Annotated in this window: 19 protein-coding genes; 7 read left to right on the forward strand and 12 right to left on the reverse strand. The window is 70.7% G+C overall.

The window, feature by feature from the left end; genetic code table 11:
• The first annotated feature begins 682 nt into the window (after positions 1-682).
• Positions 683-3,079 carry an SdrD B-like domain-containing protein gene (locus tag ABZ562_RS33830; protein ID WP_361487214.1) on the forward strand — a complete coding sequence of 799 codons (2,397 nt, stop codon included), beginning with the start codon at positions 683-685 and terminating at the stop codon, positions 3,077-3,079.
• An 85-nt stretch (positions 3,080-3,164) separates the two neighbouring features.
• Here the strand turns inward: ABZ562_RS33830 and ABZ562_RS33835 are convergent, their stop codons facing one another.
• Together ABZ562_RS33835 and ABZ562_RS33840 are read right to left on the reverse strand one after the other, a co-directional pair.
• A complete protein-coding gene (locus tag ABZ562_RS33835) occupies positions 3,165-4,136 on the reverse strand; it encodes a pirin family protein (RefSeq protein WP_361487167.1) in 972 nt (323 codons plus the stop codon).
• A gap of 131 nt (positions 4,137-4,267) precedes the next feature.
• Entirely contained in the window at positions 4,268-4,765 is a 498-nt protein-coding gene (locus ABZ562_RS33840) for an SseB family protein (RefSeq protein WP_055545813.1), read from the reverse strand.
• 158 nt (positions 4,766-4,923) lie between these two features.
• Here ABZ562_RS33840 and ABZ562_RS33845 point away from each other — a divergent pair, with 158 nt between their 5' ends.
• Positions 4,924-6,750: an acyl-CoA dehydrogenase gene (locus ABZ562_RS33845; protein ID WP_361487170.1), complete on the forward strand. Its 1,827-nt coding sequence runs from the start codon at positions 4,924-4,926 to the stop codon at positions 6,748-6,750.
• Positions 6,751-6,829: 79 nt separating this feature from the next.
• On the opposite strand, the gene ABZ562_RS33850 is transcribed toward ABZ562_RS33845, so the two are convergent.
• Positions 6,830-7,195: a hypothetical protein gene (locus tag ABZ562_RS33850; protein WP_055545815.1), complete on the reverse strand. Its 366-nt coding sequence runs from the start codon at positions 7,193-7,195 to the stop codon at positions 6,830-6,832.
• A 17-nt stretch (positions 7,196-7,212) separates the two neighbouring features.
• Positions 7,213-7,962 carry a TNT domain-containing protein gene (locus ABZ562_RS33855; RefSeq protein ID WP_361487172.1) on the reverse strand — a complete coding sequence of 250 codons (750 nt, stop codon included), beginning with the start codon at positions 7,960-7,962 and terminating at the stop codon, positions 7,213-7,215.
• A 192-nt stretch (positions 7,963-8,154) separates the two neighbouring features.
• Between ABZ562_RS33855 and ABZ562_RS33860 the strand changes: the two genes are divergently transcribed.
• The 3 genes from ABZ562_RS33860 (at position 8,155) to ABZ562_RS33870 (ending at position 12,263) form a co-directional block, all read left to right on the forward strand.
• Positions 8,155-9,447, forward strand: coding sequence for a M18 family aminopeptidase (locus ABZ562_RS33860; RefSeq protein WP_361487175.1), 1,293 nt, complete (start codon positions 8,155-8,157; stop codon positions 9,445-9,447).
• Position 9,448: 1 nt separating this feature from the next.
• On the forward strand, positions 9,449-11,389 hold the full coding sequence (locus tag ABZ562_RS33865; protein WP_361487177.1) for a BTAD domain-containing putative transcriptional regulator: 1,941 nt from the start codon (positions 9,449-9,451) through the stop codon (positions 11,387-11,389).
• Positions 11,390-11,519: 130 nt separating this feature from the next.
• Positions 11,520-12,263, forward strand: coding sequence for a DUF4232 domain-containing protein (locus ABZ562_RS33870; protein ID WP_361487179.1), 744 nt, complete (start codon positions 11,520-11,522; stop codon positions 12,261-12,263).
• 146 nt (positions 12,264-12,409) lie between these two features.
• Here ABZ562_RS33870 and ABZ562_RS33875 read toward each other — a convergent pair whose 3' ends face one another.
• Complete coding sequence (locus tag ABZ562_RS33875; protein ID WP_361487180.1) at positions 12,410-14,224, reverse strand: NHL domain-containing thioredoxin family protein; 1,815 nt, start codon at positions 14,222-14,224, stop codon at positions 12,410-12,412.
• 265 nt (positions 14,225-14,489) lie between these two features.
• Complete coding sequence (locus ABZ562_RS33880) at positions 14,490-14,687, reverse strand: hypothetical protein (RefSeq protein ID WP_361487183.1); 198 nt, start codon at positions 14,685-14,687, stop codon at positions 14,490-14,492.
• 74 nt (positions 14,688-14,761) lie between these two features.
• Between ABZ562_RS33880 and ABZ562_RS33885 the strand changes: the two genes are divergently transcribed.
• Positions 14,762-15,958 (forward strand): helix-turn-helix transcriptional regulator, encoded by a 1,197-nt coding sequence (locus ABZ562_RS33885; RefSeq protein ID WP_361487185.1) that lies wholly within the window; start codon positions 14,762-14,764, stop codon positions 15,956-15,958.
• 27 nt (positions 15,959-15,985) lie between these two features.
• Here ABZ562_RS33885 and ABZ562_RS33890 read toward each other — a convergent pair whose 3' ends face one another.
• The 3 genes from ABZ562_RS33890 to ABZ562_RS33900 all read right to left on the reverse strand — a co-directional run bounded on the left by ABZ562_RS33890 (position 15,986) and on the right by ABZ562_RS33900 (position 18,697).
• Positions 15,986-16,564, reverse strand: a complete 579-nt coding sequence (locus ABZ562_RS33890) for a recombinase family protein (RefSeq protein WP_361487187.1) — start codon at positions 16,562-16,564, stop codon at positions 15,986-15,988.
• 433 nt (positions 16,565-16,997) lie between these two features.
• Positions 16,998-18,536: a recombinase family protein gene (locus ABZ562_RS33895; protein ID WP_361487190.1), complete on the reverse strand. Its 1,539-nt coding sequence runs from the start codon at positions 18,534-18,536 to the stop codon at positions 16,998-17,000.
• A gap of 29 nt (positions 18,537-18,565) precedes the next feature.
• Positions 18,566-18,697, reverse strand: a complete 132-nt coding sequence (locus tag ABZ562_RS33900) for a hypothetical protein (protein ID WP_361487216.1) — start codon at positions 18,695-18,697, stop codon at positions 18,566-18,568.
• 236 nt (positions 18,698-18,933) lie between these two features.
• On the opposite strand from ABZ562_RS33900, the gene ABZ562_RS33905 reads away from it, so the two are divergent.
• Positions 18,934-19,758: a maleylpyruvate isomerase family mycothiol-dependent enzyme gene (locus ABZ562_RS33905; protein WP_361487193.1), complete on the forward strand. Its 825-nt coding sequence runs from the start codon at positions 18,934-18,936 to the stop codon at positions 19,756-19,758.
• A 13-nt stretch (positions 19,759-19,771) separates the two neighbouring features.
• Here ABZ562_RS33905 and ABZ562_RS33910 read toward each other — a convergent pair whose 3' ends face one another.
• The 3 genes from ABZ562_RS33910 to ABZ562_RS33920 all read right to left on the reverse strand — a co-directional run.
• Positions 19,772-21,067 (reverse strand): MFS transporter, encoded by a 1,296-nt coding sequence (locus ABZ562_RS33910; RefSeq protein ID WP_361487195.1) that lies wholly within the window; start codon positions 21,065-21,067, stop codon positions 19,772-19,774.
• Positions 21,064-21,723, reverse strand: a complete 660-nt coding sequence (locus ABZ562_RS33915) for a GntR family transcriptional regulator (protein ID WP_361487197.1) — start codon at positions 21,721-21,723, stop codon at positions 21,064-21,066. Before ABZ562_RS33915 ends, ABZ562_RS33910 begins: the two co-directional genes overlap by 4 nt.
• 83 nt (positions 21,724-21,806) lie before the next feature.
• Positions 21,807-22,781 (reverse strand): dihydrolipoamide acetyltransferase family protein (locus ABZ562_RS33920; protein ID WP_361487199.1); only part of this gene is annotated, 975 nt, incomplete at its 5' end.

Raw genomic sequence — 22,781 nt, forward strand, 5'->3', positions numbered from 1 at the left:
CGACCGCCACCCAGAGCGGTCGCGGCCACCGGCGGCGGCCGCCCGCGCGCCGCGAGAGAATGCGCTGGAGTCCCACGCTCCCCACGCGGCGCAGCGCTAACTCGTTCCGCCTATTCATCCTCTGATTCCCCCGATCTTGATGCCCACCCGCTACAGTATCGTGCCTGGTGGGGCAATTCAGGATGACTATTCGGACTCTTGCGCTATTTCCATGAAGCGTTGACCGTAATCGTTTCGGGGGCATATCACCTCCTGCGCGGGGGCCCATGAGAGAGCCACTCCGATAGGCGTTCGAAGCCAGGGGGAAGCGAGGACGAGTGCGACTGGCCTGGGGAAGGCACTCCCGGCTCCCCGAATTCCCGCCATCCGCCACGACGGCCGAGTGCGGCCGAGCCCATCGAAACAGCGGTGGGCGCTTTTTCATGGCCGCACGCCCCGGACCGGAACGCGGATGCACAGCTGTAAACGGGTGTTCGATTCACATGAGGGGAGCGAGATGGATGTGAGAGTGCGTACGAGATTAGGTCCGGCGCGAGGGGGCTTATGCGTTCTCGCGCTGCTGGGCAGCGCCTTGGGCGCGACGGCCGGGACGGCCGGGACGGCCGCCGCTTCGACCGGCGACGGCACACTGACCGTCGAGGTGCTGCGGGACTTCTTCGGCACCGGCGTGATCAACACGGCCATGGATGTGCCGCAGCGGGGCATGAAGGTCGAGGTGACCGACCCGGCCGGCCACAAGGTCACCGGCACCACGGATGCCACCGGAAAGGTGCTGGTCCCGCCGTCGACGGCGCTGACCGGCGGCCAGTACCGCGTCGACGTCACCATCCCGGCGCCGTACGACACCTATCTGCGGGCGGCTCCGGCCTCGACGGCGGACAACCACTTCGACAGCTTCACGACGTTCGTGGACGTGGCGGACGGCAAGGACGACTCGGTGATCACCGGGGTCTGGAACCCGGCCGACTACGCGCTGCCGGACACGCGGTACTTCGTGCCGATCCAGAACACCGCCAACGCACAGGACACCCGGGCACTGGTGGCGTTCGGGACGGACAAACGAGGTACGTGTCCTGGTGACACGGCGTGCCCGACCGCGCTCAACACGCAGGACCAGGTGGGCACGACGTTCGCGCTGGCCCACGACAAGTACCAGAAGCGGATCTTCCAGGGCGCGTTCGCCCGGCGGTACACCCCGTACGGGCCGGGCGGCGGTGACGCGATCTACACCACGCCGTCCGACGGCGGGAGCGCGCCGACCCTGTTCGCGAAGGTGCCGGGCGCGGCGGAGACGCCGCACGACGCCACCAACATGAACAAGGACGCCGGGTTCACCGACGCGCCGGGGAAGGAGAGCGTCGGCGGCCTGGCCCTGTCGGAGGACGGCTCGACGCTGTACGCGATGAACCTGCGGACCCGGTCCCTGGTCAGCTTCGACGCGACCGGGACCACCGCGTCCGCGCCCAAGGCGACGGTGCGCATCCCGGACCCGGGCTGCGCGAGCCCCGGCGACTGGCGGCCGTTCAGCCTTCAGGTCCACGACAACAAGCTCTACGTCGGTGGCGTGTGCAGCGCTGAGAGCACACAGAAGCGCGAAGACCTGAAAGCCGTCGTCTACGCCTACGACGGCGGACAGTTCGACACCGTGCTGACCCAGCCGCTCACCGCCAAGCGCGGCTCCGTCTTCGGTTCCAACGATGTCGAGCAGGCCACCCACTGGAACCCGTGGAACACCTCCCTGGCCACGTGGGACGAGCGGAAGGTGGGCAACGTCTTCATCGATCCGCAGCCGGAGCTCGCCTCCCTCGCCTTCACCCGCGACGGTTCGATGGTCCTCGGTTTCCGCGACCGGTTCATGGACATCGTGAGCTGGGGTGGACTGGATCCGAGGCCGGGCAACGACGCCCCGGAAAGCGGCATGGCCGGCGGCGACATCAACATGGCCTGTGCCACTCCCACCGGTGCATACGAGTGGGAAGGCACCGGGAGCTGCCCGAACCATGCCGGCCCCGCCACCGGTGGCGGCCAGGACGCGAGTGTCGTCGAGTACTTCCCGGGCGACTTCTTCGGCAACGGAGTTCACGCGGAGACCTCGCTGGGGTCGGTGGCCTACATCCCGCAGCAGCAGTGGGTCATCAGCACGGAGTTCGACCCGACCGTCAACGTCGCGACCTCCGGGACCGGTTACCACAACGTCACGACCGGTCAGGGCCCGGGCAACGCTCCGGCCGCCAACGCGTACCAGTTCGTCAGTCAGCAACAGAGCGGGTTCGGCAAGGCCGGTGGGCTCGGCGATGTCGCCTACGAGGCGGCGAACGCGCCGATCCAGATCGGCAACCGGGTGTGGTTCGACGGCGACCACAACGGGATCCAGGATCCCGAGGGTCCCGCCGAGGTGCCGCTGCCGGACGCGACGATCAACCTGCTGGACGCCGATGGCAAGCAGGTCGCCACGACCAGGACCGACGCCGCCGGCGAGTACTACTTCGGTGGGGTCGGCGCCGACTACGAGCTGAAGCCGGGCGCGAAGTACACGGTGCAGTTCGACGTGTGCACCGCGGACACCGGCAAGGTGCCGACTCAGCCGCCGGCCACCGAGCTGCGGTTCACGCTCCCCCGGGCCGGGGAGAAGCGGGCACACGACTCGAATGTGACCCCGCCGAAGACCGGGCAGCCGTGCGCCGGACAGGCGCCCGTCACGGCGCCGGACAAGCCGGGAGAGGTCGACCACACGATCGACGCCGGCGTGTACATCCCCAAGGAGGAACCGCCGACCACTCCGCCTCCGAGCACCCCGCCGCCGTCGTCCGAGCCGCCGGGCCATGAGCCGCCGTCGTCCGGCCCGACGCCGTCCGTGCCGTCGGGTGCCGAGCCGCCCGCGTCCCTGCCACCCAACAGGCCGGGCCCTCAGACCGGCTCGGGCTCAGGTTCAGGCCCAGGATCGGGATCGGTATCGGGTTCGCTGGCCAACACGGGCAGGTCCGGCGTGGTGCAGATGATCTCGCTCGCCGCGCTGCTGGCCGGTACGGGCGCGGCCTTCGCCTTCGTGGCCCGGAAGCGTCGCGCCAGGCGGCAGTGAGACACCGCTGAAAGACCGCTCGAAGACCGGTGGTCCGCTCGCCCGCGCTGTCGCGGGCGGGCGGACCACCGGTCGCGTTGCGTCCCTACATTCCGTCCTCGGACATCCCGTGCACCGCGGGGATCGTGCCGAGCCGGCCCTTCTGGAAGTCCTCGAACGCCTGCTGCAGCTCGGCGCGGGTGTTCATCACGAAGGGGCCGTAGTGCGCCATGGGCTCACGGATCGGCCGGCCGCCGAGGAGGACGACCTCCAGGTCCGGCGTGTGGGAGTCCTGCTGGTCGTCCGCGCGCACGGTCAGCGAGGAGCCGGCGCCGAAGACCGCGGTCTGGCCCAGGTGTATCGGGCGGCGCTCGGCACCGGCCGTGCCACGGCCCGCGAGCACGTACGCGAGGCCGTTGAAGTCCTCGCGCCAGGGCAGGGTGATCTCGGCGCCCGGCGCCAGCGTGGCGTGCACCATCGTGATCGGGGTGTGCGTGATGCCGGGTCCCTCGTGACCGTCCAGCTCACCGGCTATGACGCGCAGCAGCGCGCCGCCGTCCGGGGAGGTCAGCAGCTGGACCTGGCCACCGCGGATGTCCTGGTAGCGCGGCGGCATCATCTTGTCCTCGGCCGGGAGGTTCACCCACAGCTGGAGGCCGTGGAAGAGGCCGCCGGACACGACGAGGTGCTCCGGCGGCGCCTCGATGTGCAGCAGGCCCGAGCCGGCCGTCATCCACTGGGTGTCACCGTCGGTGATGGTGCCGCCACCGCCGTTGGAGTCCTGGTGGTCGAAGATCCCGTCGATGATGTACGTGACGGTCTCGAAGCCGCGGTGGGGGTGCCAGGGGGTGCCCTTGGGCTCGCCCGGCGCGTACTCCACCTCGCCCATCTGGTCCATCATGATGAACGGGTCGAGGTGCTGGTAGTCGATCCCGGCGAAGGCACGCCGCACCGGGAATCCCTCGCCCTCGAAGCCGCTGGGCGCGGTGGTGACGCCGAGCACCGGGCGGGGGCGCGCCTCGGCGGGCGCGACGACCCGGGGCAGGGTCAGGGGGTTGTCTACGGTCACTGCGGGCATGACGGCCTCCTCGGTCGTTCACCATTCAACTTAATTGAAGGCTGAACGACTCGCAAGAGGGACCCTATTCCCGCCCTAGTGGGACACGAGGGGCGTGAGGTGCGGGTCAGCCATCCGCGAAGCGATGGCGTCTAGCCATACATGCGCCGCATGGCGAAGTCGACCATCTGCTCCACCGCCTTCGCGTCGAAGACCATGCGGTGCTCACCCTCCATGTCGAGGACGAAGCCGTAGCCGGTCGGCAGCAGGTCGATCACCTCGGCACCGGTGATCACGAAGTACTTGGACTCCTTCCCCGCGTACCGCCGCAGCTCCTTGAGCGAGGTGAACATCGGGATCACCGGCTGCTGGGTGTTGTGCAGCGCGAGGAAGCCGGGGTTGTCACCGCGCGGGCAGTAGACCTTGGAGGTCGCGAAGATCTGCTGGAAGTCCTCCGCCGCCATCGAGCCCGTGGTGAAGGCGCGCACCGCGTCCGCGAGGGACGGCGGCGAGGGCTCGGGGTACAGCGGCTGCCCACCGTAGCCGGGACCCGGCTGTGAGTGGTGTGGCGAATGCGGCTGCTGTTGCGGCGGAGGTGGCGGAGCGGCGTAGCCCTGCCCTGCGCTCGCGTTCTGGTCGTAGCCGTACATGCCCCGAAGCGTACTGAGTCACAGTTACCCGGTTGAGGGTTGCCCTTTATTACCCACGGGTAGCATCATGGCGGAACCGGATTGACTGCGCCGGACTGCTGATCGATACCGCGCCACGAAGAGGTCCCGCCTCTCCCGAGCCTTACGGAGCCGTCGCCATGGGGCACTACAAGTCGAATCTCCGCGACATCGAGTTCAACCTCTTCGAGGTGCTCGGCCGCGACAAGCTGTACGGCACCGGACCGTTCGCGGAGATGGACGTCGAGACCGCCAAGAGCGTGCTCGCCGAGATATCCCGGCTCTCGGAGAACGAGCTGGCCGCCTCCTACGCCGACGCGGACCGCAATCCGCCGGTCTTCGACCCGAAGACGCACACGGCGCCGCTGCCCGAGTCGTTCAAGAAGAGCTACCAGGCGTACATGGACGCCGAGTGGTGGCGGCTGGGGGTCCCGGAGACCCTGGGCGGCACCTCCTGCCCGCGCTCCCTGCTGTGGGCCTCGGCCGAGACGATCCTCGGCGCCAACACCCCGATCTGGATGTACGCCTCCGGCCCGTCCTTCGCGGGCGTCCTGCACGACGAGGGCACCGAGGAGCAGCTGAAGATCGCGCAGCTGATGGTGGACAAGCAGTGGGGCTCCACCATGGTGCTGACCGAGCCCGACGCGGGCTCGGACGTGGGCGCCGGCCGCGCCAAGGCGGTCCAGCAGGAGGACGGCACCTGGCACATCGAGGGCGTGAAGCGGTTCATCACCTCCGGTGAGCACGACGTCTCCGACAACATCATCCACTTCGTGCTGGCCCGCCCCGAGGGCGCGGGACCGGGCACCAAGGGGCTGTCGCTGTTCATCGTCCCCAAGTACGACTTCGACTGGGACAGCGGCGAGCTGGGCGAGCGCAACGGCGTCTACGCGACCAACGTCGAGCACAAGATGGGTCTGCGCGTCTCCAACACCTGCGAGCTGACCTTCGGCGCCGACACCCCGGCCAAGGGCTGGCTGCTGGGCGAGAAGCACGACGGCATCCGCCAGATGTTCAAGATCATCGAGTTCGCGCGGATGATGGTCGGCACGAAGGCCATGGCCACCCTGTCCACCGGCTACCTCAACGCGCTGGAGTACGCCAAGGAGCGGGTCCAGGGCCCGGACCTGGCGGCCTTCACCGACAAGACCGCCCCGCGCGTCACCATCACCCACCACCCGGACGTGCGCCGCTCGCTCATGACGCAGAAGGCGTACGCGGAGGGCCTGCGCGCGCTCGTCCTCTACACCGCCTCCGTCCAGGACGAGATCATGGTCAAGGAGGCCGCGGGCGAGGACGCCTCGGCCGACTCCCGCCTCAACGACCTGCTGCTGCCGATCGTCAAGGGCTACGGCTCGGAGAAGGCGTACGAGCAGCTGGCGCAGTCCCTGCAGACCATCGGCGGCTCCGGCTACCTCCAGGAGTACCCGCTGGAGCAGTACATCCGGGACGCCAAGATCGACACCCTCTACGAGGGCACCACCGCCATCCAGGGCCAGGACTTCTTCTTCCGCAAGATCGTCCGGGACCAGGGCCAGGCGCTGACCACCCTCTCCGAGGAGATCAAGAAGTTCCTGGCGGAGGCCGCGGGCGGCGAGGAGCTGGCCCCGGCCCGCGACCGGCTCGCCCAGGCCGCGGTCGACCTGGAGGGCATCGTGGGCGCCATGCTCACCGACCTCTCGGCCACCGAGCAGGACGTCAGCTCGATCTACAAGGTCGGCCTCAACGCCACCCGGCTGCTGCTCGCCTCCGGCGACGTGGTGATCGGCTACCTCCTCCTGCGGGGCGCGGCCGTCGCCGCGGAGAAGCTGGGCGGCGCCGCCACCAAGGACGTGCCGTTCTACGAGGGCAAGATCGCGGCCGCGAAGTTCTTCGCCAACGAGATCCTGCCGGGCGTCTCGGTGCAGCGCGCGCTGGCCGAGTCCGTCACCAAGGACCTGATGGACCTGGACGAGGCCGCTTTCTGAGCCTCCCGGGCCCCGGTCCGACAGACCCGGGAGCCGGCCGCCCCTCTCCTTCACCGGGGGGCGACCGGCTCCCGCCTCGTCAGCTCTCCTGATCGGGCGGATGCTCCCGCAGGGCCCGCTCCACCTCCTCACGCGCCCGGCGCCGCAGCTCCTCGCCCTGCGCCAGCAGCTCCTCCACCGTCTCCTGCCCGGCCCCGGGCGGGCGCGGCCGGGCCCGCAGCTTGGTGAGCAGGTCCTGGCACGCCTCGTCCTCGGAGGCGAAGCGGCTGACATCCCTGTCCACCGAGCGCTCCCACAACCCGGTCACCCAGCCGCCGTCCGGCGCGGGCCGCAGGAAGTAGTAGGCGTCCGGCTGGACTTCGATGTCCCGCACGCCGGGAATGTCGTACAAAGCGTCCGGGACCTGCTCGGCGCGCAGCACCCGGACGAGTTCCGTTCTGTCCACGGCACCAGGATGCGCGGTCAGTTCAGCGGCCGCAGGTTACCCGCGGCAACGAGCTGAGGAATCGAGGGACCCGTCAGATACTGCAGCCCGTCACCCGGCTGACCGAACCACGGCCGGATGGGCCCGGCGTCCACCAGGAACGGCTTGGCGACCTCGTAGAGGTGGTAGCCGTAGGGGTAGGCCGGATCGTAGGTGTCCAGGTTGCTCGGCGGCAGCGCCCGCTCCGCGTACGGGGTGCCCGCCGGGGCGAGGAAGTGGCCGAAACCGCTGCCGAAGAGGTCGACCTTCTGACCCGCCTTCAGCGTGATGGTGGTCTTGAGCGGTACGCCGTTCAGCAGGACCCAGCCGTCCGGGTACGGATACCACCAGCCGCCGGTCCGCTCGTTCCAGTAGCACGTCAAGAACGCGGAGGCGGACAGGCCGCCCAACCGGTCGTAGCCCTTCAGCATCTTCCCGATCGCGCCCGTGCGGGGCGGTTCGGCGGGGCCGAGCCGCCAGTCGCCCTTGTAGTACCGCTGGAAGGGCTGGGTGGGTGCGGAGTTGGTCCCCCCGGTGCGGTGTGTGGTGGGACAGGGAGGGTGGCCCTTGGCGCCGCCTTCGGCTCCGTCCTTCTCCGCCGCGGCGTCGGGCGAGGGCTCGGGCGCCGGGGCCGGGGCGGGCAGCCGCCCGGCGGGGAGCGGGCCGGCGGGTTGCGCCAGGGCCTGTCCTCCGCCGCACAGCAGCAGCAGCGACCCCAGGACGAGGAGGAGGTGTCGAAGAACGCGCATCCGCTGTCCCCTTGAGTGCGATGGTGAGCGGTTAAGGGGACTATTGGCCGATACGCGACTTTTATACCGCCGGTCTGACGTGCTTTCATCAGATTGGATCAACGCGGCCCCACGGATGGGGCCCTCCTCACGACCCGTACCCGGGCACACTCACCCCGGCAGGCAAGGCGGTCCCGAATCTATGCTGATGTCATGAGCGCACACCCCGGCATCGACCGCGGCCACACCGATGACCTGATGTCCTTCCTCCGCGCCAGCCCCTCGCCGTACCACGCGGTGGCGAACACGGCGGAGCGCCTGGAGAAGGCGGGTTTCCGGCAGGTCGAGGAGACGGCGGCCTGGGACGGCGCGGCGGGCGGGCGGTATGTGCTGCGGGGCGGCGCGATCGTCGCCTGGTACGTGCCGGAGGACGCGAACCCGTCCACTCCGTACCGGATTGTCGGCGCTCACACCGACTCTCCCAATCTGCGCGTCAAGCCGATCCCCGACACCGGCGCCCACGGCTGGCGGCAGATCGCCGTCGAGATCTACGGCGGAGCGCTCCTCAACACCTGGCTCGACCGCGACCTCGGGCTCTCCGGCCGGATCACCCTGCGGGACGGCTCCAGCCGCCTCGTCACCGTGGACAGACCCCTGCTGCGCGTGCCGCAGCTCGCCGTCCACCTCGATCGGTCCGTCAACACCGACGGGCTGAAGCTCGACAAGCAGCGCCATATGACGCCGATCTGGGGGCTGGGCAGCGCCGAGGAGGGCGACCTCATCCGGTTCGTCGCCGAGGAGACCGGGGTGGCGGCCGAGGACGTGACGGGCTGGGACCTGATGGTGCACAGCGTCGAGCCGCCCGCCTACCTCGGCCGGGACCGCGAGCTGGTCGCCGGGCCCCGGATGGACAACCTGCTGTCCGTGCACGCCGGGACGGCCGCGCTCACCGCCGCCGCGGCCCGCCCGGAGCTGCCGTACATCCCGGTGCTCGCCGCCTTCGACCACGAGGAGAACGGCAGCCAGTCCGACACCGGGGCCGACGGCCCGCTGCTGGGGAACGTGCTCGAACGTTCCGTCTACGCGCGCGGCGGCGGCTACGAGGACCGGGCCCGGGCCTTCGCGGGCACCGTCTGCCTGTCCTCCGACACCGGCCACGCCGTCCACCCCAACTACGCCGAACGCCACGAACCGGGCCACCACCCGCGGCCCAACGGAGGACCCATCCTCAAGGTCAACGTCAACCAGCGATACGCCACCGACGGCTCCGGGCGGGCCGTCTTCGTCGCCGCGTGCGAGCGCGCGGGCGTGCCCTGGCAGAGCTTCGTATCCCACAACGCCATGCCGTGCGGCACCACGATCGGACCGATCACCGCCGCCCGGCACGGCATCGCCACCGTCGACATCGGCGTCGCGATCCTGTCCATGCACTCCGCACGCGAATTGTGCGGAGCGCAGGACCCGCGGCTGCTCGCCAAGGCACTCACCGCCTTTCTGGAGGGCTGAGTTGGACTTCTCCCTGCTGGGCCCGGTGGCCGTCACCACAGGCCCCGCGGCGGCCCCCGTCGAGCTTCCGCTGGGACCGGCCAAGCGCCGCAGCGTGCTCGCGATGCTGCTCCTGCGTCCCAACTCGACCGTCTCGGTCGAGCAGTTGGTCTCCGGACTGTGGGAGGACGAGCCGCCCGCCCACGCCCGTACCGTCATCCAGGGCCATGTCTCCCGGCTGCGCGCGGCCCTCGCCGAGGGCGGCGCCGATGCCTGCGGCGTCGAGCTGACCACCCACGCTTCCGCCTATCTGCTCCGGCTGCCCGCCTCGCTCGTGGACACCGTGCGCTTCGACGACCTGGTCGCCCGGGCCGACCCCGAGTCGGCCCCGGCCGACGCGGTGCCGATGCTGCGGCAGGCGCTCGGGCTGTGGCGCGGCCCGGCGCTCACCGGGACGGTGGCCAGCCCGCCGTTCGCCGCGGCCGCGCACGCCCTGGAGGAGCGGCGGCTGACCGCCGTGGAGGCCCTGGCCCGGGCGCACGGGGCGCTCGGCGAATACGAGAAGGCGGCGGGGGTGCTGCATCCGGCGGCCCTCGGCAATCCGCTGCGCGAGGGGCTGATCGCGGATCTGATGCTGGTGCTGTACCGCACCGGGCGGCAGTCCGACGCGATCGCCTGGTTCCACCGCACCCGCGAGATGCTGGCCGACGACCTGGGCGTCGACCCGGGGGAGCGGCTGAGCGCCGCGTACCAGGAGATCCTGCGGGCGGTGCCCGCGGCGGAACCGCCGCCGCCCGAGCCGCGCACCCCGCGCGACCCGCGGACCCCGCACGACCCGCGCGGCGGCGGTGAGGCGGCGTCACCCGCCGCGTCCGCGGCGGCCTCCGCCCCCGCGCCGGAGCTGCTGCCCCGGCCGCCCGCCGGATTCCTGGGCCGGGACGCGGAGTTGGCCGAGCTGACCCGGCTGGCGCTGCCCGCCGCGGGGCAGGACCACCCGTACGGCGGCGCCCCCGCCGGGCTCCCCGCCGAGGGCGGCATCACCCTCGTCACCGGGCCCGCCGGGGTCGGCAAGACGGGCCTGGCCGTGCACTGGGGCCACGCGTACGCCGCCGCCTTCCCCGACGGGCGGCTCTTCGCCGATCTGCGCGGCTTCAGCGGCGGCGAGGAGGTCGAACCCGCCGCCGTGCTGCGCGAGTTCCTGCTCGCCATGGGCACCCCCGCCGACCAGATACCGCCCTCCGAGCAGGCCGCGGGGGCGCTCTACCGCTCGCTGGTGGCCCAGCGGCGGCTGCTGGTGGTGCTGGACAACGCGAGCAGTTCGGCCCAGGTGCGCCCGCTGCTGCCCGGCGGCCCGCACTGCGCCACGCTCGTCACCAGCCGGTCCCGGCTGGACGGGCTGATCGCCACCGACGCGGCCCGCCCGGTGCGGCTGCACGCGCTCGGCCCCGAGGACGGGGCGGCCCTGATCGGCGCGCTGCTCGGCCCCGACCGGGTCGCCGAGGACCCGGCCGCCGCCGAGGAGCTGGTGACGCTGTGCGACGGGCTGCCGCTCGCGCTGCGCGCCGCCTCCGCCCAGCTGGTGGCCCGGCCGCGGTGGCGGCTGGCCCGGCTGGCCACCGCGCTCCGCGACGAACGGCGGCGGCTGGCCCTGCTGTCGGCGGAGGACGCCGGGGTGGCGGCCGCGCTGCGCAACTCGGTGGCCCGGCTCTCCGCGGACGACGCGCAGCTGCTGCGGGCGCTCGGGGCCGGTTTCGCCCGGGAGGTCAACACCGCCGAGGCGGCGGCGCTGTCCGGGGCGGACCCCGACCTGATCCAGGACTCCCTGGAGCGGCTTGCCGAGATGCATCTGCTGGACGAGGAGGCCACCAACCGCTACGTCATGAGTGACCTGGTGAAACTCTTCGCCCAGGGCGACGGCGGCCGGGGTGCGGGGCCGTCCGGTGAGGGGGACGGTCCGGCGTGAAAGCGGGGCGTGCGGTGGGGCGTTAGTGAGGCGTTAGCGCTCGGCAGCCGGACGGCAGCGATACGCCAGCGGCCCCGGACAGAGTTGTTGTCGTACCTGACAGCAGCCGATCACACCGGGGGAACCCACCATGCCGCACTCCACCGCCTTCCTCGCCCGCCACGCCCGCACCATCCGCTCCGTCGCCGCCGGTCTCACGGTCGTCGCCGCGGGCCTGACCCTCACGGCCTGCAACAACGACGACGGCACGGGTGCCAAGAGCTCGGGCAAGGCCGAGTCCTCGGCCACGGCCCAGGCCGAGCAGGGCGGCGCCGACGCCGGGGCCCAGGGCAGCGGCGGAAACGGCACCGGCGGTACGGAGAGCGGCGGCACCGGCGGCGCCAAGGGCGGTGCGCAGGGCACCGACGAGAAGTCCGGGGGCGCGGCCCAGAACGGCGGCGCCACCGGGTCGGACGACACCCAGGAGATCGGCACCTGCGACGTCAACAAGGCCGCGGTGCAGGTCCAGTCCGTCCGGCGGCCCGTCAACCACCTGCTGCTGAAGTTCACCAACCGGGCCGGGGTGGACTGCAACGTCCCCTACTACCCCATCCTCCGCTTCGGCAACGCGCAGGCCGCCACCCCGGCCGCCGAGGACACCAAGCCGCAGGCCGTCGTCACGCTGGCCCCCGGCGAGTCCGCGTACGCGGGCATCACCACCTCCAGCGGCGACGGCTCGGGCTCGGGCGGCATCAAGGAGTCCCAGCTCGAGGTGTTCCTCAAGGGCCTCGACAGCTCGACCACCGTGAACCTGCCGGCCGGCGGGGTGTACGTCGACAGCTCCTCCCAGGTGACCTACTGGCAGCGCACCGCCTCCGACGCGCTCACCTGGTGATCAGCGCGCCCGGCGCGCCACAGGTTTCCCAGACGGACAGGTAGCCGTCTCCCCCCCCCGGCTACGTGTCTGCGACGGCCCCCGCCTCCTGGCGGGGGCCGTCCGCTGTCCCGGCATGTCCCCCGGCGCCGCCACCGGAGCCCGCGTCAGCCCTCGTCCAGCCCGGCCAGCACCAGCGGCAGCCGGGCCGCGCCGCCCTCGGTGACCCGGACCGGAACACCCCAGTCCTGCTGGTGCACATGGCAGGCCGGGTACTCGTTCTCAGGGTCGTCGTCGCAGGACGCGGCCATCGCCGAGACGTGCAGCACGCCCTCGGTGACCCCCTCGGCCAGGACCAGTTCGCGGCGCAGATCGGTGCCCGCGCCCTCGCCGCCCGCCAGCAGCCCGGGCGGGGTGGAGCTGACCAGCAGCCGGGTGGAGGGGCCGTAGCGGGTGTCCAGCTTCTGGCCGGCGGGCGCCTGGAAGACCACGTCCAGCCGGAGCGTGCCCGGGGCGATGTCGGTGGCGGCGCGCTGGGTGCGGTGGGCCACCGCCTCGACCCGTACGGCCTCCTCGGGCAGCCGCAGCCGGGTCAGCCGGTGCCGGGCGGACTCCACGACCACGATGTCCTGGTCGGCCAGCACCGCGCCGGACGGCTCGCGCAGATCCGTGGCGAGCGTGGAGACCTCGCCGGTGGCCGGGTCGTAGCGGCGCAGCGCGTGGTTGTAGGTGTCCGCGACGGCGACCGAGCCGTCGGGCAGCGCGGTGACGCCCAGCGGATGCTGCAGCAGGGCCTGGTCGGCGGCGCCGTCCCGGTGGCCGAAGTCGAAGAGCCCGGTGCCGACGGCGGTACGGACGGCGAAGCCGTCCCCGTCCCGCTCGACCCAGCGCACCGCGGAGCTCTCGGAGTCGGCGACCCACAGCCGGTCGCCGCTCGCGGCGAGCCCGGACGGCTGGGAGAACCACGCCTGGTCCGCGGGCCCGTCCACCAGGCCCTCGTTGGTGGTCCCGGCGGCGGCCGCGACGACCTGGGTCCGAAGGTCGTACGTCCACAGCTGGTGCACGCCCGCCATGGCGATCCACAGCCGATCGGCGAACCAGGCCAGGTCCCAGGGGGAGGACAGGTCGACGTCGCGCGCCGGCCCCTCGGCGGGCGAGCCCTGCCACCACTGGCGGCCGGTCCCGGCGAGCGTGGTGACCTCACCGCTCGCGGGGTCGAAGCGGCGCAGCGCGTGGTTCACGGTGTCGGCGACCGCCACCGTGCCGTCGGGCAGCGCGGCGAGGCCCTGCGGCTCGCTGAACCGGGCCCGGTCCGCCGGGCCGTCGGTGAGGCCGCGCTCGCCCGCGCCGATCCGCCGCAGCACGCTTATCCCGTCCGCCGCCAGCTCCACCAGCTGGTGGCGGGTGGTGTCGGAGACCAGGAAGGTGCCGCCGGGCAGCAGCAGGGCCTTGCCGGGGAAGCGCAGCTCGGTGGGGACCGGCTCCGGCGGTACGTAGGGGCCGTCGCCGCGGTGCAGGGTGCCCTTGGCGGCGTGCTCGGCCTCCAGCTGCCCCACCAGGGTCTCGATGGCGTGGGCGTGGCCCTCGCCCGCGTGCTGGGCGACCACGTACCCCTCGGGGTCGATCACGACGAGGGTGGGCCAGGCCCGCACCGCGTAACTCTTCCAGGTGGCCAGCTCCGGGTCGTCCAGGACCGGGTGGTGCACCTCGTAGCGCTCGACGGCGTCCACGACGGCCCGGTGGTCGGCCTCGTGGACGAACTTCGGCGAGTGCACCCCGACGATCACGACGGTGTCGCGGTGCTTCTCCTCCAGCTCGCGCAGCTCGTCCAGGACGTGCAGACAGTTCACACAGCAGAACGTCCAGAAATCCAAGATCAATGTGCGACCTTTGAAGTCCGCAAGGGTCAGATCTTTGCCGCCAGTGTTGATCCAGGATCGTCCTTGCAGCTCAGGGGCGCGGACGCGGGGACGCTTACTCATGACGTCAAGGGTGCCACTCGCGCGACAGGAGACATCGGCTACCCCTCACGGGTCACCCGAGCATGATCGGTCACGACACGTCGGAACAGGTCGTGACCGGTGTGCCCGGTGTGCCTCAGTGCCCAGTCCTGCGCCGCCTCCTGCCCATCCTGTGGTCCGGATTCGCCGTCGCAACCGAATGTGACGCAGAACGCTTCGTAGGTGACGCCACCCTCCGGAGCGCGCCGAATGGTGTGGGGCACGTACCGGTACACAGCGCGACGGCTCATTGGTGACCCTCTGGGTGTCGCCTCATCAAGACGTTGCAGTCGGTCACCGTAGTCATGTCGCCAACGGCGCGGGCTCGGGCCCTGACGTTGGCGAGTTCAGCGCATCCCGGGCAGCCCTCAACCGGCGTCGGTTCCCGCTGCAAGTGCGGCGGCAGGCCGATCGGCGTGGTGCGGTTCCTGGTCAACTCATCCATGCCGTCAGCATCGGACGAGGGTGAATCTCTGGCGAGCGGCCCTTTGTCGGCCAGCTGTCGGCCACACTTGCCCTATGGGCAGCAGCGTCGGGGCCAACATCCGTCGCCTGCGTGAAGAGCGCGGGTGGAGTCAGGCTCGCCTGGCGCGAGAAACCTGCCGTGCTGCCGGTATCCAAGGTGAGCCGATCGGGCGGCAGGAGATCAGCCGGTACGAGAACGGCAAGCGCACCCCCCGTGAGTGGCTGCCGTTCATCGCTGACGCTCTCAGTGTGCCCGTGGAAGCCTTGAGGACGTCGTCAGCGCCGCCGGAGCCACCTCCGCCGACACTGGCCGACTATTTACCCGAAGGCGCTCCTCTCGCCCCACTCAGCGCGGCTCAGGGGCGACGCCTCGGTGTGGCTGCCGTTACGGATCTTCAGCAGCGCGTCCACGGGCTCCGGCTGGCGGACGACGTGATCGCCGGGGGTGACTTGCTGCGCCCCGCCCTCCGCGAACTCCGCTCGGCCGTGAAGCTTTTCAGGGAAGGCAGCCATACGGAGGAGATCGGCCGGTCCCTCCTCCAGGCCATCGGTGAGCTGGCTCAGATTGCCGGATGGATCGCCAGCGATGCCGGGCAGCACGGTGGGGCAGAACGGATCTACCGACTCGGTCTGTCGGCAGCGCACACGGCGGGGGACGCGACCTTAGCGGGCAACCTGCTGGGCTCTCTGGCCTATCAGCGAACCAACACGGGGGACGTACGGGAAGGGCTCGCCATGGCCCGGGCAGCGCTGGAGAACGCTCCTGAAGCCCCGCCACGGGCACGCGCCCTCTACTTCGACCGCGTCGCATGGGCGCACACCAAAGCCGGGGAAGCTCAGCCCGCCATGCGCGCGCTGAACGAAGCGGGCGAAGCGCTGGCTCGGCACGGTGACGAGGAAGAGCCTGCCTATCTGTACTGGGTGGACGCCGGAGAACTCCGGGTCATGGAGGCCCGCGTCTACACCGAGCTACGCCGTCCCCTCCGCGCCGTCCCGCTCCTCCGGGACGTGCTCAGCCGCTACGACGCGACCCACACGAGGGAACTGGCGCTGTACCTCTCCTGGCTCGCCGTCGCGCTCGCCGACGCCAACGAACCGGAAGAGGCAGCCGCCACAGCGGAGCGAGTCATCAGCCTGTCGAGCGACATCACCAGCGAGCGCACAGCGGAGCGGGTGCGGGTCGTACTCGCACGGCTGGAAGCGTTCCAGGATGTTCCCGAAGTCCGCGCCCTGCTCGACAGCGCGGCGTAACGGGCGCCATCTGGCAGGGAAAGCGGATCACCCCACGTCGGCAAGTGCCCGGTACAGGGTGGCGCGGGACACCTTGAGCGCCTTGGCGATGGCCGTCACGCTCTCCCCCTGAGCCTTACGCGCCTTGGCCGCAGCGAGTTTGTCAGCGTCCATCACCGTCGGCCGCCCACCCGTTCGCCCCTGAGCCTTGGCGGCTTCGAGCCCCGCGCGGGTACGGTCCTTGATCAGCGAGCGTTCGAACTCCGCCATGGCGCCGACCACCTGGAGCATCAGGCGCCCGTCGGGGGTGTTCGGGGCGATGCTGGCGAGAGCGCCCGTCAGCACCTTGAAGCCGATACCACGGGCGGCCAGACCGTCCACCATCGTCACCAAGTCGATGAGCGAGCGGGCGAAGCGGTCGAGCTTCCAGACGCACAGGGTGTCGCCGGGGCGCAGGTAGTCCAGGACGGCGGCCAGCTCCGGGCGCTCCGTGTTCTTCCCGCTCGCCTTGTCCGTGAAGATCCGGGCGCAGTCAGCTTCCGCCAATGCGGCGTGCTGCAACTGCGCGTCCTGGTCGTCGGTGGAGACTCGCGCGTACCCGATGAGCTGCCCCGTGGTTGTGTCCACGACGAGACCGTCTCACAACTCGTCTCATAACCACAAGGGCTTTGCGGAGCTTTTGAGACGAGTTGTGGACGCCGATCCACCCGCTCGCGGGCATCCAACAGCGCGTCTCACAAACCATCGTTTCCGAGACGCGCGACCTCCGTCACGCTGCGCCATCCCGGAGACCCGTACAGGCAGAGCGGGCGCGCCACTCATCGATCGAAAAGCCGCCTTCCCAGGGGCAGCCCCCCCGCCTAGCGACGCATGCTCCGTGGTCAGAATCGAGGTCGAAGTGTCAAACTAACCCCCTTTTTCCAACCTCTCTTAACGCGTGAAGAAGGTTGAGAAATAAGGGTCCAGTTTGACACTTTGACCCCTTGGAGACACCCACGGTAACGGAAGAGGTCAGATTCGTCACCTGACGTAACGAGAGACCCAACTGTGTCAGCGGAACTTACGCATCCGCGTCCGCAGGCTCAGCCCACGCGATACGACAGCGTTCGTCACCGTCGAAGCGGACGCCCACCCGCCCCTTACTGACTTCGACGCGGTCAAGCGCCAGCCGGAGCCGTTCACGTCTGCCTGTCACGTCGTCGGCTTCCCATGCTTCTCGCAGAAGTACACCGTCCAGCAACGGCGTGAGATCCACAGCAGGCGTCGGCAAACTCGCCAGATCAGCGCGCAGACCGTCAATGCGGCCACGCAGCCTCCCGGCAAGACGGTTGTAGCGGTCCACGGCGTCCGGCCCGTTGAATTCCCCGCGCACGTATCGGGCTTCCTCGAGGTCAGCAAGGCGGGCTTCTTCCTCCTGAATCTCCGCGTCAATGGCGTCGCGCTTCGCGAAGACTTCGGGGTCTTCCTTCTTGACCCAACGGTCGGCGATGGCGGCCAGAAGTGGGTCTTCTGGTCCCAACGCGGGCAGTCGGGACAGGAATGCTTCCGTCACATAGACGTCAAGGCTCTCGACTCGCACGGACACGCCTTCGCAGCCCCGCCCCATGCGGTTACTGGCACACGCGTATGACGTTCCCGCCTTGCTCATCCGGGACCCGCACAGGCCGCAACGCGCAATGCCCGTAAGCAGCGACGTCCCCTGCTTGTGCCCGTGACGCTTACCGGCAAGCGGGAACGTGCGCGATTCGAGCCGGCGGATGATGAGCTCACGCTCCCCGACCGTGATGATGCCTTCGCCGATGCTGACCGTGTCCAGCGTCTCGGGGTCGCGGTACGGCACTACCTTGCCGTTGTACTTCCGGGTGCCGTCCGCTGCCTCTCTGTACTCCGTCAGTGGCATGAGACCCGCGAACGCGGGAGCACGGAGAAGCTGCATCACGCTGGACGAGTTCCACTCACCGCCACGGGGAGACTCGACTCCGTGCGTGTTCAGGAGCCGAGCGACGTGAACGAGTGCCTTCCCTGAGAGCGCTTCGTCAGCGATCAAGCGGGCGTACACGGCCGTCTCCGGGTCGTGCACAAGCTTCTTCGTCTCCGGGTCCACCTTGAGCCCGTACGGGGGCTGGCCGCCAATCCATTGCCCCTTCTGGCGCAGATACCGCTTCGCGTTCCCGACCCGCATCCCCAGGTTCCGGGACTCATTGCGGGCAAGCTCAGCGAGAAGCGCGATGGTGACGCGGGCGCTGTCGTTGTTGGTGTCGAGACCATCCATGACGGACACGAGCCGTCCACCGACACGGTTGATGTCGTCCAGCGCCTTGCCGACCTCACCGATGCCCTTGCGGCTCAGACGGTCCAGCTTCCACACGATCAGCACTCCGACGACACCAGAGGCGACAGCGGTGATCGCCGCGTCGAAGCCCTTGCGGCTGACGCTCTTGTAACCGGAGCGCCCCCGGTCTATGTGCACCTTCCGCACAGTCAGCCCGTTCCGCTCCGCCCACGCGCGGCAGTCGGCTTCCTGTCGGTCGATGGCAGTCTTGCCCTCCCTGTCCAGCGACAGGCGAAGGTATAAGTCGGCGATGGTGTGGTGGTGCACAACAGCCCCCTGGAAGTTACCTCAATGGTTCAAGACTTCCAGAAGTCGAGGATGACGATGGGGCCTCGCAGATCCGCGAGGCCGAGGTCTTTTCCGCCGGTGTTGAGCCAGCCGCCCCGACCGGTCAGCCGGGGGGCGCGGACGCGTGCACGTGGAGCCATGTCCCCATCCAACATCAGGTGGGGGAAACGCATTCCCGCGGGCCGGTTCGACCGGCTCGCCCCGGTCCGTCCCGGTCCGCCGTGCGGGGCGCCTCGCACGGCCGCCGCCGACACGCGGCAAGCCGCCGTTCCGGGCCTACGATCGGACTCGAAGCACTGCCCTCGCGCGCGTGGGCAGCGTAACTTGAAGCCACACACCTGCACCCAGCCCGCGTACCAACCGCCCGAGGGGTCCCGTGACCGTCCATCCCAGCCTTCAGACCTCCATCGACGCCTGGACGCATTCCATCGACGCCATATCGGAGTTGGTGAACCCGCTCGCGGAGAGCGAATGGAACCGCGCCACCGAATGCCCGGGATGGTCGGTGCGGGACGTCGTCTCGCACGTGATCGGCCTCGAGTGCGAGATGCTCGGTGATCCGCGCCCCATCCACTCCCTGCCGCGCGACCTGTTCCACATGACCGGCGAGCTGGGGCGTTACCACGAGGTCCAGGTCGACGTGCGGCGCTGCCACACGGCCCCCGAGATGACCTCCGAGCTGGAGTACACCGTCATCCGGCGGTCCCGTCAGCTGCGGAACGAGAAGCGGCAGCCGGAGACGATGGTGCGCTGGCCCGGCGGTGGCGAGGTGTCCCTCGAGGAGGCCCTGACCCGCCGCGCCTTCGATGTGTGGGTGCACGAGCAGGATCTGCGGCGGGCCCTGAACCAGCCGGGCAACCTGGACTCGCCGGGCGGGTACGTCGCCCGGGACCTGCTGCTGTCCGCGCTGCCGAAGGTGGTCGCCAAGGACGCGGGCGCGGCGCCGCACTCGGCGGTGGTCTTCGACGTGAACGGCCCGATCGAGTTCATGCGCACCGTGCGGGTGGACGCGGACGGCCGGGCCACGATCGACGGCAGTGTGTCGCTGGGCCCGACCGTCACGCTCTCCCTGGACTGGGAGACGTACGTGCGGCTCGCCTGCGGCCGGGTGCGGGCCGAGGCCGTCGCCGAACAGGTGAAGGTCGAGGGGGACCAGCAGCTGGCCGACGCCATCCTGGCGCACTTCGCGATCACCCCGTGACCGGGTAAGGGGCTCACGCCGGTACGTGCACCGCCTCGACGCGGCTGGCGACCACGCGCTCGCGCTCCCGGCGGTGCGCGCGGCCGCGCAGCCGCAGGATCTGGGAGACGCCGAGCGCCTGGAGCACGAACACCACCGCGAAGGCGATGCGGAAGTCGTCACCGGTCATGTCCAGGAGTACGCCGATGGCGAGCAAAGTACTCATCGAGGCCGTGAATCCGCCCATGTTGACGATCCCGGAGGCGGTTCCGGTCCGCTCGGGCGGGTTGGCAGGGCGGGCGAAGTCGAAGCCGATCATCGACGCGGGCCCGCACGCGCCGAGCACCGCGCACATGACGGCCAGCATCCACAGCGGCGCGTGGTCGCCCGGCCAGCACAGCACGGTGGCCCACACCAGGGCGGTGGCGCCGACCGTGCCGAGGGCCAGCGGGGTGCGGGCGGCGTGGTGGCGGGCGATGACCTGCCCGTAGACCAGGCCGATCACGATGTTGGACAGCACCACCACGGTCAGCAGCTCACCGGCGACCCCGCGGGACAGCCCCTGCGCCTCCACCAGGAACGGCATCCCCCACAGCAGCAGGAAGACCATGGCGGGGAACTGGGTGGTGAAGTGCGTCCACATGCCCAGCCGGGTGCCGGGCTCGCGCCAGGCGTCCACGATCTGCCGGCGCACGAAGCTCTTGTCCGCCCGGGACGCGGGCGGCGGTTCGTGCCCCTCCGGGTGGTCCTTGAGGAAGAGCAGCACCAGGACGAGGATGACCACCCCGCCGACCGCGCTGCCCGCGAAGGTCGGGGTCCAGCCGACGCTGTGCAGGGTCTGGGCGATGACCAGCGTGGAGACCAGGTTGCCCGCCATCCCGATCAGCCCGGCGATCTGCCCGACCAGCGGGCCCCGGCGGGCGGGGAACCAGCGCGAGCCGAGCCGCAGCACGCTGATGAACGTCATCGCGTCGCCGCAGCCGAGCAGCGCCCGGGAGCCCAGCGCCATGGGGTACGTGTGGGAGAGCGCGAAGCCGAACTGGCCGGTGGTGAACAGCACGATCCCCAAGGCCAGCACCTTGCGGGTGCCGAGCCGGTCGACCATCAGCCCGACCGGTATCTGCATCCCCGCGTAGACGAGGACCTGGAGCATGGAGAAGGTGGACAGCGCCGAGGCGTTGATGTGGAAGCGCTCGGCGGCGTCGATCCCGGCCACGCCCAGGCTGGTGCGGTAGACGATGGCCACGAAGTAGACGGAGACGCCCAGGCCCCAGATGGCGACGGCACGCCGTCCCCCGGGCGGGTCCCCGGGCAATCGGGCCGTGGTCATCGCACATCTCCCCGGGCGAGGGTGTTCACCCAGCTGATGTGGCGCTGGACGAACCCGGCCGCCGAGCCCGTGTCCCCGGCGCGCAGGGCGTCCAGGATCTCGGTGTGCTCGGTGATGTTCTTGGCGATCCGGTCCGGCTCGGCGTGCATGGTGGCCACGCCCATCCGCAGCTGCCGGTCGCGCAGCTGGTCGTACAGCTGGGCCAGGATCGTGTTCCCCGCCGCCCGGACGATCTCCGCGTGGAAGCAGCGGTCCGCGGCCGCGAACGCGGCCAGGTCGCCGGTCGCCGCGTGCCCCTTCTGCTCCTCCAGCAGCTCCTCCAGCCGCCGCAGCAGCCGCTCCCCGGCGGGCACCACCTTGGCGACCGCGTGCTGCTCGACCAGCAGCCGGGTCTCCACCACGTCCGCGATCTCCTGGGCGGAGACGGGCAGCACCAGCGCGCCCTTCTTGGGGTAGAGCTTCAGCAGCCCCTCGGCCTCCAGGCGCAGCAGGGCCTCGCGGACCGGCGTACGGGAGACCCCCACGGCCTCGGCCAGCTCGCCCTCGCTCAGCAGCGTGCCGCCCTCGTAGCGGCGCTGGAGAACGGCTTCCTTGACATGGGTGTAGACGCGTTCGGCGGCGGGCGGCGGTTTGGTGGCCGTATCGGCGGTACTCATGATGCGCACAGCATAGATACAAGACGTATGCGCGCCCATCCCCCGTCCGCGATGCGGACGGGGGATCCGGTCCACAGGGGGGGCTAACCCCAGGTGATCAGGCGCTTGGGGCGCTCCAGGATGGCCGCGACGTCCGCGAGCACCTTGGAGCCCAGCTCGCCGTCGACCAGCCGGTGGTCGAAGGAGAGCGCGAGGGTCGTCACCTGGCGCGGCTTGACCTCGCCCTTGTGGACCCACGGCTGGAGCTTGACCGCGCCGAAGGCGAGGATCGCCGACTCCCCGGGGTTGAGGATCGGGGTGCCGGTGTCGATGCCGAAGACGCCGACGTTGGTGATGGTCACCGTGCCGCCGGACATCGCCGCCGGGCTGGTCCTGCCCTCGCGGGCGGTGGACACCAGGTCGCCGAGGGCGGCGGCCAGCTCGGGCAGCGTCTTGGCGTGGGCGTCCTTGATGTTCGGGACGATCAGACCGCGCGGGGTGGCGGCGGCGATGCCCAGGTTGACGTAGTCCTTGTGGACGATCTCCTGGTTCTCCTGGTCCCAGGAGGCGTTGATGTCCGGGTTGCGCTTGATGGCCACCAGCAGCGCCTTGGCGACCAGGAGCAGCGGGTTCACCCGCAGCCCGGCCAGCTCCGGGTCCTGCTTGAGGTCGGCGACCAGCTTCATGGTGCGGGTGACGTCCACGGTGACGAACTCCGTGACGTGCGGGGCGGTGAAGGCGCTGTCCACCATCGCCTGCGCGGTGGCCTTCCGGACGCCCTTGACGGGCACCCGGCGCTCCCGCGCGCCCGCGGCGGGGGCCACGGGCTCCGGGGCCGCCTCGGGGCCCTCCGCGGCCGCGTGGACGTCCTCGCGGGTGATGATCCCGCCGGGGCCGGTCGGGGTGATCGTCGCCAGGTCGATCCCGAGGTCCTTGGCGAGCTTGCGGACCGGGGGCTTGGCCAGCGGCCGGGCGGTCCCGGTGTGGCCGTTCAGCTCGGGCGCGGGCTCCGGGCGCACCGGCGCCGCGGGCGCGGGCGCCGGGGCCGGGGCCGGGGCGGCCTCGGCCGCCGGGCGCTG

Source organism: Streptomyces sp. NPDC019937 (assembly GCF_040631655.1).
In the GTDB taxonomy this organism is placed as follows: domain Bacteria; phylum Actinomycetota; class Actinomycetes; order Streptomycetales; family Streptomycetaceae; genus Streptomyces.